This is a genomic window from Thermococcus prieurii, from assembly GCF_054657655.1.
Genome location: NZ_BAAHYH010000002.1, coordinates 1279173 through 1294896 on the forward strand (window position 1 = coordinate 1279173; position 15724 = coordinate 1294896).

The window sequence follows — 15724 nt, forward strand, 5'->3', positions numbered from 1 at the left end:
TGCCGATGAGATGCAAGTTCTGTGAGAAACCGGCCTTCATCAAGCTCCATTACCCAAAAATGTACCTCTGTCCGGAGCACTTCAAAGAATACTTCGAGAGAAAGGTCAGGCGAACGATAGAGCGCTACAAGATGCTCAAACCTGACGAGAGGGTTTTAGTTGTCGTCAGCGGTGGCAAGGACTCGGCCGTTACCGCTTACATCCTCAAGAAGCTCGGCTACAATATAGAGTGCCTCCACATAAACCTCGGCATCGGCGAGTACAGCGAGAAGAGCGAGAGCTACGCCAAAAAGCAGTGCGAAGAGCTCGGAGTTCCGCTCCACATCGTCCGCGTTAAGGAGCTCCTAGGGAAGGGAATCGGCGAGGTCAGGACGAGAAGGCCGACGTGCTCCTACTGCGGTCTGACGAAGAGGTACATCTTCAACAAGTTCGCCTACGACAACGGCTTCGACGCCGTAGCGACCGGCCACAACCTCGACGACGAGGCGAGCTTCATCTTCTCGAACATGATGCACTGGAACACGCAGTATCTGGCCAAGCAGGGGCCGGTGACGCCGAGTCAGTTCAACGGAAAGCTCGTGAAGAAGGTCAAACCGCTCTACGAGGTCACCGAGAGGGAGGTTGTTGCATACGCCCTCGCCAACGGCATCGACTACATGATGGAGGAGTGCCCGCACGCGGTCGGGGCGACGACGATTGAGTACAAGGAGATACTCAACGAGATGGAGGAGAAGAGGCCCGGGACGAAAATCAACTTCGTCAAGGGCTTTCTAAGAAAGAAGCACCTCTTCGAGGCAGAGCTCCAGGAGGCGGAGTTGAGGGAATGCAGAGTCTGCGGAATGCCGTCGAGCGGTGAGGTCTGCTCGTTCTGCAGGTTCTGGCGCCTTGAAGAGCCGATAGACTTCAGGGTGAGGCAATGAGAACCGTTGCAACCTTCCCAAAGCTAAGGAGGACCTTCATTACAGTTATGAAAGCGTACACTATCTTCCTCTGGCTGTGTTCAGCCGTCTCTGTGGTGATAACGGGAGTGAAGACCGCGGATGGCCGGTTGGCTCCTGCCCTAATATACCTCACCTCGTGGGCTTTCTTTACAACCTCAGCGCTCATGTACTCGGATTTAAAGGGAGAGCTTGGGAAGATGAGATTTACGGCGTACTGGCGGTTCTTCAGTCGTTACTCTCCTCCCCTCGGCGGCTACGCAATGCTCCATATTCTCACGGGGCTGGTCTTCATAACCGCCGACGTCTTAGGGGGAGGCTACGCGTTCCTCGCGGTCATGCTCATCCTGAAGGGTATTTTCGAGCACGCACTTCAGGGATTTGTGGACAACCTGAAGGCGGCCTCATTTCTCTACTCTGAAGTCCTGAACGGAGAGCTCGACAAGCTCGCACTCAAGGACCCCTTCAAGTGAAGCGCCTCGTCTTCTCCCAGTGAAGTCTGCCAGCGAGGAGTCTCAGCAGGCCGCGCATCGTGTATACAACGCCCGCAATAACAAAGAGGAGGAAGTAGAGAGGGTAGGCAACCACGAACCACCACTGGACACCAAAACCCGTTCTCCTCCGCTCAAGCCAGTTGGCATAAGCAACGGAGAACCAGAAGACAAGGAACGCAAGAATCGAAACAGATAGGAAGAGTCGGGGCCTAGCAAGGGTCAGCGGGACGCCTCCGGAGAGGACGAGGTAGCCGTTGAGGACGACGGACAGGAACCAGAAGACCGGAACGAGGTAGCTCATCATGTAGAAGTGCTCTATGAAGGCCTCCACGAGGCCAGAGCAACTCCTCAGAACCGGCCAGTAGTAGTCGAGCATGACCTGAAGGTGCCCCTGGGCCCAGCGGGAGCGCTGTCTGACGTAGTCCCTGAGCGTTTCGACGGCTTCCTCCCAGCCGACGATGCCGTGGTAGTACCAGAAGCGGTAGCCCTCGATGAGCGCCCTCGCCCAGAGGTCCGTGTCTTCAGTGACGGAGTCCTCGCGGAACTTACCGAGGCGCAGGAGGTGCGAGAAGCGGAGCAACGCCACGGTTCCCCCGTATTTGCCGTTCTCGTTGAGCTTCATGTCCCCCTCAATAGCCACGTTGAAGCCCACCAGCCTCTCGAGAGTTATAAAGCGCGTGATGAAGTTCCTGTTCCAGTTCCTCGGCCTGACGTTGCCCTGAACGCCGATGACGTAGTTCGGCGCTCCCTCCATGATACCAACGAGAGTTCTCAAAGCGCTCGGGCCAATGAGGTAGTCCGCGTCGAGGAGGAAAACGTAGTCTGGCCGTTTAAATGCCTTCTCAATGAGTTCGAGAGCGTAGTTAATGGCCCTCGGCTTGCTCCTGCCCCTGTGGGGAGGGATGTTGATGACGAAAACCTTTTCATGCCATGAGGACTCAATCTTTCTCATGACCTCCAGCGTTCCGTCGGTGGAGTTGTCGTTTATCAGGAAAACCTTGAAGTTCGAGTAGTCCTGGTTGAGCACGGAGCGGGCCGTTCTCTCTATGACGGCCTCCTCGTTGTGAGCGGGAATAAGGACGTAAACGGTCGGTTCAAAGAAGCCCCTGGGGACGGGTTTTGACTTCATTGGGTAACCCCTGCGGGTGGCCAGAATCAGAAGGGTGTAAAAGATAAGGCCGGACGAGACCATCAAAAAGAGAAACAGGAGAACGGCCTCAAGTATGTAGGGAACCGGAACTAACACGGAAAACCCCGCGAGCAGGAGGATGTATAGGTAAAGCACGGATTGGAATTTGAGGGAGGGCTTCATCATAAGAGTTTTAGGTAGGGGTATATAAATAGCCACTGGTTAAAATGGCCGGGATAAAAATCGTGGGAGCATCTCACCCGGGCAGGTTCACAAGGGAACTTGCTGGAGAGGGAGCGGTCGAGGGAGAAAGCACGGAGAGGTACTCCGCAGAGTTCACAATAGGGAAGCACAGGTGCAGGGTCGTCCATAACTACTCAACTGGAGAGGTCCTCGTCTGGTTCGAGGATGAGGCGACCGTGGACGTTCTGAGGAGGATTCTAAAGCTCACAAGGTACCTCGGGAGGGCACTCGCCGTTGGCGTTCTGCCCGGGAGGGAGATAAGGGGAGAGGCGTTCATCGAGGTCCCGGGCGGGAGAATAGGGGTTGTCCACGCTGGAGAGGGACTATGGATTGGCTGGGACGGGACAAACTGGTTCTTCTCCGCGACGGTGCAGGGAATAGCTGAGCTCATCGAAATCCTGGGGGCGGAACCGTGAGGAGGGGGTACGTCCTGCTCCTACTGACGGTCTCGGTACTTGAGTTCCTACCCCTGTTCCTAGCCCCTACCCAGCCGGCCCTAAGGGGGGACAACCTCGGACACCTCTTCAAGGTCCACGAGCTCATGGATGTCGGCTGGAAACCTTGGATAGAGGAGTGGTACGCGGGCTTCCCATTCCTCAGGTTTTATCCCCCCGCATCCTACCTAACCGCGGCGTTCTTTGGGAAACTTCTCGGGAGCGCCCTCAGGGGCTACGCGGTTACACTGATGCTGAGCGCGTTCCTTGGGGCGCTCGCCCTCCACTTCTACCTCAAGAGGCTCAAGAGAGAACCGTACACGGCGCCTCTCGTTTTCCTTCTCTTCCCCTGGCACCTCGGAGTTGCGTACATTGAGGGCAACTTCCCGAGGGCGAACGCCATAAACCTCTCCCCGCTTTTTCTCCTTGGAGTTCTCCTCCTGTCGGAGCACAGGGAGAGGTACCTCATCCTTTCGGCACTCTCCATTTCGCTCGTCCTCCTAACGCACCATTCGATTGTGATTCCGCTCCTGATTCTCGCGCTCGCACTTCACTGGGAGAGTCTCGGAGAGCTCCGCGTCATAGGAAACTCCCTGAGGGTCGCTGGCGCGGTGATTTTCCTAACGGCGTTCTGGTACATCCCGTTCTTCTACGACAGAAAATGGGCCGACTTCTGGAGGATGGACATGAGCCCGTGGCTGTTTAAGCACTACAGCCTCAGCCCAAGTTACCTCACGAGGCCAGAAATGGCCATACCACTCGTCCTAACAATCCTTCTCTGGGGGATGGCTCGGAAGTTAGGAAGGGGCGACATTAGGAAGATGGCCCTCCTTGCAGCCGCCGTTTACCTCAGCCTCGGCTATTACTCACCAACCCCCTGGCTGTACTCACTCCCGATTGTTTCCCTGATTCCCCCGTACAGGTGGCTCGATGTCACGAACGTTCTCGTTCCCCTCATCGTAGCCGACGCGCTAAGTGGGCTGGAAGTTAGGAAAGCAACGGCCGCGGGGCTAATCACCCTCGTCGTGTTGCTCGTGCCGTTCACAGGGGAGATTCCTGCCATTGGTAGCATTCCCCAGGACACGCTTCAACTTGCGGGATACCTCGCGGAACAACCTGGGAGTGGTTGGCGCTTTCTTGTGAACAACCCCGGGGCGGTTTACAGCTACCTGCCGGCCCTCTCAGGAAAGGACACGCTCAACGGCTGGTACCATGAGGGCAACCCAGCCGACAGGGAGATGAACAGGCTCTGGTACCTGATTGCAACCAATGGTAACGCGAGCCCCTACCTGAAAGCCTACGACGTGAGGTACCTAATCAACGCCGAGGAGCCGGGCTACGTTGAAGTGGCGAGGATTGGAAGGTACAGGGTCTATGAAGCCAACGTCAGCTTCGTCCAGCCGGTGTCAGCCTTGATGGTCGGTCATTTCTACGACCTACCCCTTGACTATGCTTATACGAAGAGACTCCCCCTCAACATCTCGGGGGTGAACGTTATAATATACTCCGGCAACCCGGACAACGAAACGGCGAAGAGACTCCTCAAATTCCTGAAAGGAGGTGGAACCCTCGTATGGGTTCCAAATAAGGCCGGTGTGCTCTTCGGGGTCAACGCATCTGTGAGGATGATAAACTCCTCAGAGTTATCATCGGCGGTTTACAACGTCTCACGCTTCGCACAGTTCAGGTATGGAAACTCCCCATGGTACGGACCGGTGTTCACCAACGTCACGCCGCTTGTTAGAATGGGCAACTGGACGCTCATCGGCGTTAAACGGGTCGGAAGGGGGACTCTCTACGCCCTCGGCGGCAACTTCCTCTACCACATCGCGTACACAGGCTCAAGATACGAGCTGAGAATACTGCGGGACTTGATACCCCCAGAAAAAATCAAGATAGAGAGACTCACCCGTGGAGAGGGTAGCTACTCCTTCGAGGTCACCACCGAAGGGTCGGCTCTCCTCCGCGTTTCGGAGGCGTACTTCCCGTACTGGAATGTCCGCGTGAATGGACATGAAGTTAAGGTCACCCGGGATGACAGGACGGGACTGACGCTAATAAACGTTGGGAAGGGCGCTTCAGAGGTAAGTGCTGTTTTTAAGGACCCTCTTGAGCGACTCCGCTACTATTCAGCACTCGCTTGGGCAATACTGGCTCTCTACGCTCTGATGAAGTTCGCGCCGATGAGGAGACTTTCGGGCCCTGAGCTGTGATGAGGGCCACCCTATCCGAGGCCTGACCCCTCTCCGCTCTAAAGGGGCGGGATGCGGTAACAACCCAACCGCCTTTAAGCGGGAAAGCAACGCTCTTTTAAAGCCCAAAAAATCATACCATACTTTGAAATGAAGCGAACGGTAACAGTAAAACTCCAGCCCTCAAAAGAACAGGAGAAAACCCTCAATCAGTTAGCCGATACTGGAGCTAAAGTCTGGAACCGAGTAAACTACTTGAGAAGACAACAATTTTTCAAAGAGCAAATCGTGGACTTCAATAAAACCGAAAAAACCGTTTATGAGGAATTTAAACGGGAAATCGGCTCTGCAACCGTCCAGCAAATATGCCGCAAAAACGCTGAAGCTTGGAGGAGTTTCTTCTCGCTCCTTCGCAAAAAACGCAACGGGGAACTTCCCTCTTGGCTCAAGCCCAAACCGCCAAACTATCTCAAAGAGGACGGGAGGAGAAAACCCTTAATCGTCCTCAGGAAAGACCAGTACAAGATTGAAGGGAACAAGCTTATTCTAAAAGGTCTTGGGAAATTCAAACGCCTCGAAATCCAATTCAAGGGAAGAATACACTTGAATGGTAAGCAAGGTCGCTTAGAAATAATCTACGACTCCGTAAAGCGGAAATGGTATGGTCACGTAAGCCTCACAGTCGAGGAAAAACTTGAGGGTGGGGAGTGGGTTAAACTTCCAAGAACTCCAAGAGGACACCTCTCGGCAGGAATAGACTTGGGTGTGAACAATCTCCTGGCCGTTTACGTGGAAAACGGGGAAAGCTTTCTCGTGAACGGAAGACCGTTAAAGAGCATTGACTTTTACTGGAGAAGAAAAATCGCTGAGTATCAGTCTAAACTCAACAAGAGCGGAGCTAAAACGAGTAGAAAACTCAGGAGAATGCATGGGAAGGCCAAACTTCAGGCAAGACACTACATTAACACTGCCGTTAGACAAACGGTTAAGAAGCTTTATGATTTAGGTGTTTCTAAGATTGTCGTTGGTCATCCTAAGGGCATAGCTCGGAACTCTGATAAGGGCAAAAAGCAGAATTTTATCCTTTCTCACGTTTGGCGGTTTAATTACGTTATTAAACGCCTCACAGAGGTTGCTGAAGAGTATGGTATTCGTGTTGTGGTTGTTAATGAGGCTTTCACTTCGAAAACCTGTCCCGTTTGCGGGAAGCCCCACGAGGGGCTCGCTTTGTTCGTGGGTTATTTAAGTGTCCCGCAACGGGGCTTGTTTTCAACGCGGACTTGGTTGGAGCGTTTAATATTTTGAAGAAGGTTGTGAAGACCATAACCCCGAATCTGAGCGGGCTTTACGCTCAGAGGAGGGGTAACGGGGGGAAGGCCCTCCCCGAGGGGTCGAAGACCCACTTTTTAGTGGGTTTGAATGAAACCCCTCAAACCTCCCTGCCCATGGCGAGGGGTTAAACCGTTGGAACCCTCACCTTGGCAGAGGAGGAGGTCAGTTTTTAGTTCCAACAGTGGTATTTCGAATCGTTTATATACCCTACCAATATAAAATAACCCAAAGTAACCAAAGGTGACGCCCATGCTGGATGACATCATCTCCGGGCTATGGGAATCCCTCAAGAGGGGAGAGGTCGTCATACTGGAACGCTCCGATGTCAAGGACCAGTACCGGGGACTGTATCAGCTCATAACGTGGGGACTCTCAAAGGGCTACTCGATACTCGTTGTTGATGTCGTTGATTCCCTTCACCTCCTCAAGGCCAAGGCAAAACTGGCCGGCTTTGACGGGGAGACCTTCGAGAAAGTCAGCGTCATAAAGATAGGAGGAAAGACCAAGGTTGGAAACGTCGTTGCGTGGATAAGCGACCTGAGTGAGCCCGTAATAGTGGCTGGGAAGTTTAGAGAAGCCTACGAGAAGTTCGTCGAGGAGAACGCACCGGTTCTCACGATAGCGCTCGGAGTCGAGAAGCTGTTCGTCGCCTCAGAGGTGCTACCAAAGAACGTTCACCTTGTTCTGAGTCTCGTTTCAAGGTACGTTGGAGATGACAGGAGACTCGCCGTTCACTTCGTAAAGACGGGCCTCCTCGACGAGAGCAGGCGGTTCCTGCTGAACCTCCTGGAAGACATAGCCACGACAGTAATCAGGGTTTCCTCAAACGGCAAGATGACCGAGTTTAAAGTTGTGAAGTCAATAAAGAAGGACATGGAAGGGGTTTCCATAAGAATATAAAACTCAAAGCTCCGAAAAGCGGAGTCTGAACTTCAGCTCCCCGTCGAGCGGGAACAGGAAGGTGTAGCTCACTCCCTGCTGGATGAAGTCCCACCCGCTTTCGCTCTTGCTCAGTGTTTTTACCGGGAACTTCCATATCCTCGCTTTTCTATCGAGCTCAACGGAGAACCTCCCGACGGCGTAGCGGTCGTTCACCTCAATCCTCGAGCCTTCCAGCTCCCCGGGTATCTCCATCACGCTGTGGACTGCAAGGTTCAGCTCGACCGCGAAAGTTCCCCTTCCGGAGACGGCGTAGTCAACGGTGAAGCCCTTCTCATCCGGCCTGAAGACCTTGACGACCGAGAAGTCTTCCTCATTTCTCCAGAGCCTCAGCTCGTTTCCGTTGAGCGAATACCCGTAGGGCTTTCCTGAGAAGTCCGCGAGGGGTTCGTAGCGGTTCAGCCTGAAGTCGTCGAGGGTCGTTTCGGGCCTTAAAAACTTGTCCTGGAGGAGCGCCCTCCTGACGGAATCGTAGGCGACCTCCCCCCTAATCTCCTCGGGAACCTCGCCCGAAAGCTCGTGAATGCTCTCGACACCATCGCCCTCTTCCTCGGGAACGGCGCTTCCTGTGGAGTGGTAGTGCTCGTAGCGCCTTGCCAGGACGTCGGCGTAGTTAACTGCCCGTTCTTTCGAGCTCAGCTCGACGAGGGAACCCCCGAGGCCGGGCTTGAAGGAGTAATAGAAGACCTCGCCCTCGATGAAGACCTCCTCGTGGCCGTCGAAGTCAATGTCGCGGACGAAAGTTCCAGTGGAAACGTAGCTGTTCGCCCGTATCAGGTTCTCCCAGACGGCCCTGCGGAGGTGGGGGAGGTAGATTCCGCCGAAGACGCCGTGCCAGTAGGCGTCGTTGCACTGGGCCTTCAGCAGGAACCGCCTCGCCTCGGGGTTGTTCCTCACGAGCCCGCTCACCATGAGCATCCTCTTGTGGATGTAGTTGCCCTCGGGGTACTTGAAGAAGAAGTTCTTCCAGATTCCTCCCCTTACGAAGACGCGGTAGCGCTCAAAAATCCCCTCGGCCTTCAGCCGGTTCACGAACTCGACGAAAAGCCTTGCCTGCTCAGCAGGTAGGGACCACTCGCTCATCTCGAAGTAGGAAGCTATCGGCAGGTAGACGAGGCCCCTCGGCCTGAATTGCCTCAGGTACTCGGAGTAGAGGAGAACCTCTATCTTCTCGTCGCTCGAAATCCTGTCAAAGAACTCCCTGAGCCAGCCTTTCTCGTGAACCCACTCGTAGGTTCCGGGCCAGACGCCGAACTTCTCGCCGTCGTCGTGGAAGACCGCTACCTTGCTCTCGTCACCGTCATCGAGGGAGTGGAGGTAGTCAATCGTCTTCTCCACCGGACGGAAGGGGATGAGGTACCTGAGCCTCTCGTCAATCGGGAAGACCACCACAGTTTCACCGCCGTCCTCCGTGTAGTAGGGCCAGTAGAGGCTTTCCTTCGGCAGGCCGGCGCTCATGAAGTGGTAGTCGTCAACGACGACGTATTCTATCCCCGCCCTCCTCAGTGTCCTCACGAGTTCGGGCTCCCAGACCCTCTCGGTCAGCCAGAGACCTTTCGCCTCGTAGCCGAGCTTTCTCGCAAAGTCCTTCAGGAGGTTAATCTGCTCGACCCGGTCTTCCTCTGGAATTGATGCCAGAACCGGCTCGTAGAAGCCAGCCACGATAATCTCGACTTGACCCCTCCTCACGAGGCTTTTGAGGAGGCCGAGGTGCTCGGGTCTGTTGTCGGCTATCCACTCCAGGAGCGGGCCGGAGTAGTGGACGGCAACCTTCATGTTTGGATACTCTTCGAGCGTCTCAAGGAACGGTTTGTAAGCCCTCTCGTAGGCGCTCTCGAACACCCACCCGAAGTTCCCGAGGGGCTGGTGGTTGTGGATTCCGAATATGAACTTCACGCCCCCCACCAGTACCAGTATCACCTAAGGTGATATAACCTTTTCCCTCAGAGCTGGAGGAAGAAGTAGAGCGCGAGCGCCACCGCGAGCTGGTTGGAGAAGTTGTCGTCCGGTGGGAGGTTGTAGAACTCCGCTATCATCCCTGCGAGAGAACCCACGAAGGCTGGAACCGGACCCACGAGGGGGGTCAATAGAACAATCCCTGTGAGGAAGTAGGCGAGGCTTCCCTCGACGCTCTTCCCGTTGGAGAAGCGGTGCCTGCCGAAGGTTTTCCCGATTATAGCCGCGAGCGCGTCGCCGAGGGTGGCGAGGGCTATCGCACCTATGGCTATCCTCTCGGGGAAGAAGTAAACGACGATGAAGGAAGCCGCCGCGAAGTAGATGTGTGCCGCGACACGGTTCCTCTCGTGGGAGCGGGTGATGTCGTCTATGTGGTTTTCAATCTGCTCTATCCTGCTCATGACCTCTGGGGGAGCGTAGACACCGAGACGCCGCTTTATGGAGTCACGCCACTCCTCAATTACTCGGAAGGGTTCGAGAACGACGAACGTGAGGAACGATACGCCGATGAAGGATATCGTGAAGTCCCTGCCCAGGAGGAGATAGAAGGCCGGGATTAGAAGTCCAGTGAGGTGAAGGGCCTTACGCTTGAGCTCTCGCTTGATGCTCACGTTTAATCACCTCCAGGGCTTCAAGAAGGTTCCCCACAATGTAGTCGGCGTTCCTGACCCTCTTCCCGCTGAAGTAACCCCGCCTCACGAGTATACCCACCGCCCCTATGGCCCGTGCACCCGCCATATCGGTCTCGTCGCGGTCGCCAACGACGTATACCTCTTTGTCCGGAAACCGTTTTAGGGCGAGGCGGAAGTTGTGGCTCTCGAACTTGCTGTGGCCGGTTTCACCGCTTATGATTACGTCGTCGAAGTAATCCATTATCCCCAGAACCTCAAGCTTCTTCCTCTGCCAGTTTGTTGAGGAATCGGTTATAAGGACAACCCTCGCACCGAGCTCCTTAATGCCCTCCAAGAAGGGAACGGCATCATCGTAGAGCCTTAGATGCCTGAAAAAATGATTTTCAACGAAAGTAGACAGCTCAACAAGCTCCTTCTCCGTGATTTCAGGGTATATCCTCCCAAAGAGCTCCTCAACGAGCTCGTGAAGGTCAAGGGTATGGAGTCTTTCAGAGTCCTCCAGACCCCGGTACTTAGCTACCAAGAGGTAAAGGAGGGCCCTGAGCTTGCCCCGACGAACGAGAAAAGGAACCGCTCGGAGTATTGTCCTCTTTCCAGCTTCCCACGTGTTGCAAAGGGTATCGTCAAGGTCCACGAGCACGAGCATGTTAAAAGTTGGGTTTTGCGCTTTAAACCCTTCCGGTGGGAAAGTTTAAAAAAAGAAGGATTAACTTCACGGCGATGAAGGGAGAGGTATTGATAGGGGCCGGCATCGTGCTGATACTCATAGGCTTTCTGTTGGTCTTCGTGGGGACTCTCGTCTCGGCGTTTGGGAGTGGGGGAGACGTTGAGGGGGGAGGGGTGGTAATGATTGGCCCCATCCCGATAGTCTTCGGCACGAACAGAAACGCGGTAACGGTGGCCTCAATAATCGCGCTCGTTCTCATGCTCCTCTGGATAGTTGGTGTTCTCCTCGTCAGGAGGGGATGAAGTGTACCTCGGCTACCTCGCCCTTCTCCTGGTCGTTGCCAAGAGCCTCGAGTGGGCGTTTGAGAGAATTGAAATACACCCCATAATAGCCCACGTCGTCACGGGCATAGTCTTGGGTCCGTTCATCCTCGGAATCGTTCAACCGGGAGAGGAGCTCAAAGTTTTAGCGGAGTTCGGGCTCATAATGATGATGCTCTACATGGGTCTAACCAGCAACTTCTCGGCGATAGCCCAGAACACAGGGAAGGCCGTGCTCGTGGCGTCCCTCGGCGTTGCGTTTTCGTTCCTCTTCGGGTTCATGACGGTCTATTCGTTTGGAAAGGGAACTGCCGCGGCAATCTTCATAGGCGCTGTTCTTGGAAACACGGCCATAGAGGTTACAAGTGGCGTCCTTGTCAGAGAGCGGGTGAAGCGGGAAGTTTCCTCGATTCTAATGGGTGCGGCCTTCGTTGACGACATAATAGCGGTTTACCTCATAGGAATAATCACCGGAATGACCAAGGGAAGCCTCAGCGCGCCCTTCCTCGGCGTTTTAACCGTCAAAATATTCGCCTTCATAGTCTCAGCCCTGCTCGTTTCCGAACTGGTCTTTAAGAGGTCCAAGTGGTTCTACTCCATAGTCAAAAACCTCAACGTTTTTTTCACATTCACCCTTATCCTCACGTTCACTCTGGCCATAATAGCGGAATGGGTTGGCTTAAACCAGATAATCGGGGCATACCTGGCGGGACTCACCATAAGCAGGCTCCGCGAGAGGAAGGACCCGCTCGTCGTCACGAGGATTAAGCTCAACGAGCTTATTGAGGACCTGCAGGTCGTTCTCACTGAGTTCTTCATACCCCTGTTCTTCATCTACGTCGGTCTCGTCTTCAACCCGCCGGTAAATGCCCTCAGCCCCGCCCTCATAGGCCTCCTCTACGTCTCGGCCGTTCTCGGGAAGCTTATCGGGTGCGGTCTTGGCGCAAAACTCTCGGGCCTCGACTGGAACGATTCCATCACCGTCGGCATAGGAATGGGCGGAAGGGGAAGCCTTGAGCTCGCGATACTCACTTTCGGACTCAGCAGTGGGATAATAGACCAGGCCCTCTTCGCGAGCGTCGTAACGGTCTCGATGCTGACGGCGCTGACGACACCGATATTCTTTAAGAAGTACATCGAAAGGAGGAAAGCTTAAATTCAACGAACCCTACCGCCCCCAGGTGAGAGCATGTTTCCAGAGAGGGGAGCGGACGAGGATGAAGTGCTTGAGGAGCTACGGCGGAAGACTGCCAAAGACCTGACCTTCGACTCCGGAAAGATTCTCGGCTCGATGTGCACGTACCCTCATCCCTTTGCCGTGAAAGTTATCACCGAGTTCATAGACAGGAACCTCGGCGACCCCGGCCTGCACACGGGGAGCCGTAAAGTCGAGGAAGAGGCCGTCGAGATGCTCTCCAACCTCCTCGGTCTCGAAAGGGGCTACGGGCACATAGTCTCGGGCGGAACAGAGGCGAACATCCTGGCTGTGAGGGCCTTCCGCAACCTGGCGGAAGTGGAAAAGCCGGAACTGATTCTTCCGAAAAGCGCTCACTTCTCTTTCATCAAGGCCGGCGAGATGCTCGGCGTCAAGCTCGTCTGGGCGGAGCTAAACGATGATTATACCGTCAACGTGAGGGACGTTGAAGAGAAGATTACGGACAACACGATTGGAATCGTTGGAATAGCGGGAACGACGGGCCTCGGGGTTGTTGATGACATACCAGCTTTGAGCGATTTGGCTTTGGACTACGGGCTTCCGCTCCACGTCGATGCGGCATTTGGCGGTTTCGTCATTCCCTTCGCGAAGGCTTTAGGCTACGATATCCCGGACTTTGACTTCCGGCTTAAAGGCGTGAAGAGCGTAACCATAGACCCCCACAAGATGGGCATGGTGCCGATTCCAGCGGGCGGGATAATCTTCCGCGAGAAGAAGTATATAGACGCGATAAGCGTTTTGGCCCCTTACTTAGCAGGAGGAAGGATATGGCAGGCCACTATAACGGGAACGAGGCCCGGGGCAAACGCATTAGCGGTCTGGGCGATGATTAAGCGCCTCGGCTTCGAGGGCTACAAGGAAATCGTGAGGAAGGCCATGGAGCTGAGCCGGTGGTTCGCGGGAGAGCTGAAGAAGATACCGGGCGTTTACCTCATCCGCGAGCCGGTTCTCAACATCGTCTCCTTCGGCACTGAGAACCTTGAGTGGGTCGAGGAGGAGCTGAAGAGGAGGGGCTGGGGAATCAGCGCGCACAGGGGCTACATCAGAATTGTCCTGATGCCCCACGTGAGGCGGGAGCATCTGGAGGAGTTTTTGAGGGATTTGGGGGAGGTTGTAAGGGGTAAATGAAAAAGCCACTTCACAGCCTCTCAGCGGAATACCGATACAGAGGGTCGGATATACGGTACACTCCAACCTCGTCCTTTGATACAATAAAAAGCTCGTTCATTAAGGCATCCAAAAGTCTGCTCAGGGTCTCCTTCGACATTGCTGTTTTTCTAAGCAACTCTCCCCAAGTTGCACCGTAGGAGAGCATTTTAAGGGCAGTGCGAGCTTTTGGGGTTCTGCCCGCAATGAAGTTCTCAAGCTCCCTGCGGGCGTCCTTTATCCCCATAGAGAAGACTGAGCTGAGGGCTTCTTCATGCGAATCCCCCAAGCACCTCCTGAGTCCATAAAGGTTTAGCCAGCCGGGAAGGGTTCCGAGTTTCCAGAGAACCATTCCGAGCTCGTTATTCGTGTACCCCACCCCGCATTCCGTCAAACCCTTTCTCAGAAAGTCCAGCGCCGTAAACTCGGGCCACGGAGAAACAGTAATCTGAATTGGAGGTCGCCCATAGGGTTCATCGCGGGGCGAGGTTTCAAAGAGCTTCCTGAGAACGCCAGCGTACGAACCCGTGAAAACCACGAGCAGGGTGTCGTTTTCATTAAAGGCCGTTGCAAGGGCACGCATAAACGGCACAACTCCCTGAACGATGTTCTGAATCTCATCGAGTATCAGGATAGTTCTATCAAGTTCAAAGAGTGCATCTTCAAGGGCGCGGGAAGCTGAGGCGTGCTGTCTTAGCCGTATCGAGCCGGAAAGACCACCAGCTCCCAGGCTAACACCCGAGAGATACTTGGCAACCCTGTTGATAATGGATTCGGGCAGGCGAGAGAGTATCCTTTCCGTAGCCTGACGAGAGGTTGTTGAATTTCTCAAATCGACGAACACAACGTTGTATCCGTTGTTCTTTGAAAACATGTGAGAACTCGCAATTGCGAGACTTGTTTTCCCTGCCATTCTCGGGCCGAGTATAGCAACCCAGCTGTTGGCTTCAAAAGCGCGAACAACTTTTGAAATCTCCATTTCCCTACCAAAGAGCGCTTTCGGGTCTTTTCTGGGCCTCTGGTCAAAGAATTTGACTCCCTTCACCAATACCCCCCAAACCAGTTTGGGGGGTCCATAAATAAACTTTGCGCTACTCCGTAACCCCCTTGATGTCCACGTGGACAAAGACCCTCTCAACCTCGGGAATCTCCTCTATCCTCTTCTTCACCTCTTCGCTGACGTCGTGGGCTTCTTTCAGGGACAGCCCCGGCGGAACTTCTATGTGGAGCTCAACGTGGAGCTTGTTTCCAACGTAGTGGGCCCTTAAATCGTGGATTCCAAGGACGTTGGGAACGCTCAGCGCACGCCTCTTGATTTCCTCACAGATTTCGAAGGAGGGGGCCCTTCCGGTCAGGTAGCCCACGTTCTCGAGGATTATCTCAAAGGACACCTTCACGAGGAAGACCGCGACGACGAGACCAGCTAAAGCGTCGCCGTACTGAAAGCCGAACTTCTGGAGGCCGAGACCTACTAAGACGGCAACACTACTCAAAACGTCGCTCCTGTGGTGGTAGGCGTCGGCAATCAGAATTTGGCTGTTGAGCTTCCTGCCCACGTAAACCGAGTAGCGGAACATCAGTTCCTTCGCGAGGATTGACACTACAGTAACTCCGAGCATTATCGAGTTCACAGTTATGTGCTCCCCATGGAGGAGCCTCTCGACCGAGTCCCTGCCGATTTCATAAGCCACTACTAGCAGGGCCTCACCAATTAGTAGGGCCACGAGGGGTTCAAAGCGGGAGTGGCCGAATGGGTGGTCTTTATCCGGCGGTTTTGACGCCACCTTTATGCCGAAGTAGCCGGCGACGCTCGTGACGACGTCGCTGAGGGAGTGAACGCCGTCGGAGATGAGGGCTATGCTCGAGTAGATGAATCCCACACTGAGCTTCATGATAGCGAGGAGAACGTTGCCGATTATGCTGACCCATATGGGCTTGTAAATCTCCTCCATCGTATCACCTTTTTGTGCATATGCACAAAATATTTAAACCTTTCTAATTCCCTTCAGCTCCCTAATGTTATTAGGTTTTCGAATTCAATTAGGCTAATTTAAAAAAAGTGGCGGTCAGTCCGTCACTCCCTCGT

15 protein-coding genes are annotated in these 15724 nt (G+C 54.4%); 9 read left to right on the plus strand and 6 right to left on the minus strand.

Going from position 1 to position 15724, the window contains the following annotated elements:
- Window positions 1–5: 5 nt before the first annotated feature.
- Both ttuA and ACYQ04_RS10305 read left to right on the plus strand, forming a co-directional pair.
- Window positions 6–920: a tRNA-5-methyluridine(54) 2-sulfurtransferase gene (gene ttuA, locus ACYQ04_RS10300; protein ID WP_460130171.1), complete on the plus strand. Its 915-nt coding sequence runs from the start codon at window positions 6–8 to the stop codon at window positions 918–920.
- The gene (locus tag ACYQ04_RS10305) at window positions 917–1411 is read left to right on the plus strand and encodes a hypothetical protein (protein ID WP_460129306.1); all 495 of its coding nucleotides are present in this window, start codon (window positions 917–919) and stop codon (window positions 1409–1411) included. The genes ttuA and ACYQ04_RS10305 overlap by 4 nt, the downstream gene beginning before the upstream one ends.
- Here the strand turns inward: ACYQ04_RS10305 and ACYQ04_RS10310 are convergent.
- Window positions 1404–2678 (minus strand): glycosyltransferase family 2 protein, encoded by a 1275-nt coding sequence (locus ACYQ04_RS10310; RefSeq protein WP_460129308.1) that lies wholly within the window; start codon window positions 2676–2678, stop codon window positions 1404–1406. The two genes, ACYQ04_RS10305 and ACYQ04_RS10310, sit on opposite strands and share 8 nt — an antisense overlap.
- 110 nt (window positions 2679–2788) lie before the next feature.
- On the opposite strand from ACYQ04_RS10310, the gene ACYQ04_RS10315 reads away from it, so the two are divergent.
- The 4 genes from ACYQ04_RS10315 (at window position 2789) to ACYQ04_RS10330 (ending at window position 7662) form a co-directional block, all read left to right on the plus strand.
- Window positions 2789–3220, plus strand: coding sequence for a hypothetical protein (locus ACYQ04_RS10315; RefSeq protein WP_460129310.1), 432 nt, complete (start codon window positions 2789–2791; stop codon window positions 3218–3220).
- Window positions 3217–5451, plus strand: a complete 2235-nt coding sequence (locus ACYQ04_RS10320; RefSeq protein ID WP_460129312.1) for a 6-pyruvoyl-tetrahydropterin synthase-related protein — start codon at window positions 3217–3219, stop codon at window positions 5449–5451. The genes ACYQ04_RS10315 and ACYQ04_RS10320 overlap by 4 nt, the downstream gene beginning before the upstream one ends.
- Window positions 5452–5580: 129 nt before the next feature.
- Complete coding sequence (locus ACYQ04_RS10325; RefSeq protein ID WP_460129315.1) at window positions 5581–6735, plus strand: RNA-guided endonuclease InsQ/TnpB family protein; 1155 nt, start codon at window positions 5581–5583, stop codon at window positions 6733–6735.
- A 276-nt stretch (window positions 6736–7011) separates the two neighbouring features.
- Entirely contained in the window at window positions 7012–7662 is a 651-nt protein-coding gene (locus tag ACYQ04_RS10330; RefSeq protein WP_099209452.1) for a DUF257 family protein, read from the plus strand.
- 3 nt (window positions 7663–7665) lie between these two features.
- Here the strand turns inward: ACYQ04_RS10330 and ACYQ04_RS10335 are convergent, their stop codons facing one another.
- The 3 genes from ACYQ04_RS10335 to ACYQ04_RS10345 are packed head-to-tail and all read right to left on the minus strand — an operon-like array spanning window position 7666 to window position 10935.
- Window positions 7666–9606, minus strand: a complete 1941-nt coding sequence (locus ACYQ04_RS10335) for an alpha-amylase/4-alpha-glucanotransferase domain-containing protein (protein WP_460129317.1) — start codon at window positions 9604–9606, stop codon at window positions 7666–7668.
- A 38-nt stretch (window positions 9607–9644) separates the two neighbouring features.
- On the minus strand, window positions 9645–10268 hold the full coding sequence (locus ACYQ04_RS10340; RefSeq protein ID WP_460129318.1) for a diacylglycerol/polyprenol kinase family protein: 624 nt from the start codon (window positions 10266–10268) through the stop codon (window positions 9645–9647).
- On the minus strand, window positions 10240–10935 hold the full coding sequence (locus tag ACYQ04_RS10345; protein ID WP_460129320.1) for an HAD family hydrolase: 696 nt from the start codon (window positions 10933–10935) through the stop codon (window positions 10240–10242). Before ACYQ04_RS10345 ends, ACYQ04_RS10340 begins: the two co-directional genes overlap by 29 nt.
- 74 nt (window positions 10936–11009) lie before the next feature.
- On the opposite strand from ACYQ04_RS10345, the gene ACYQ04_RS10350 reads away from it, so the two are divergent.
- Genes ACYQ04_RS10350 through mfnA form a run of 3 tightly spaced genes read left to right on the plus strand, consistent with a single transcriptional unit; the run spans window position 11010 to window position 13620 of the window.
- Complete coding sequence (locus ACYQ04_RS10350) at window positions 11010–11258, plus strand: TIGR00304 family membrane protein (RefSeq protein WP_460129321.1); 249 nt, start codon at window positions 11010–11012, stop codon at window positions 11256–11258.
- A gap of 1 nt (window position 11259) precedes the next feature.
- Entirely contained in the window at window positions 11260–12432 is a 1173-nt protein-coding gene (locus ACYQ04_RS10355; protein ID WP_460129323.1) for a cation:proton antiporter, read from the plus strand.
- 33 nt (window positions 12433–12465) lie between these two features.
- Window positions 12466–13620, plus strand: coding sequence for a tyrosine decarboxylase MfnA (gene mfnA / locus ACYQ04_RS10360; protein ID WP_460129325.1), 1155 nt, complete (start codon window positions 12466–12468; stop codon window positions 13618–13620).
- Between the two features lie 10 nt (window positions 13621–13630).
- Here mfnA and ACYQ04_RS10365 read toward each other — a convergent pair whose 3' ends face one another.
- Window positions 13631–14683 carry an AAA family ATPase gene (locus ACYQ04_RS10365; RefSeq protein ID WP_460129327.1) on the minus strand — a complete coding sequence of 351 codons (1053 nt, stop codon included), beginning with the start codon at window positions 14681–14683 and terminating at the stop codon, window positions 13631–13633.
- Window positions 14684–14729: 46 nt separating this feature from the next.
- Window positions 14730–15590, minus strand: a complete 861-nt coding sequence (locus ACYQ04_RS10370) for a cation diffusion facilitator family transporter (protein ID WP_460129329.1) — start codon at window positions 15588–15590, stop codon at window positions 14730–14732.
- Window positions 15591–15724: the final 134 nt, after the last annotated feature.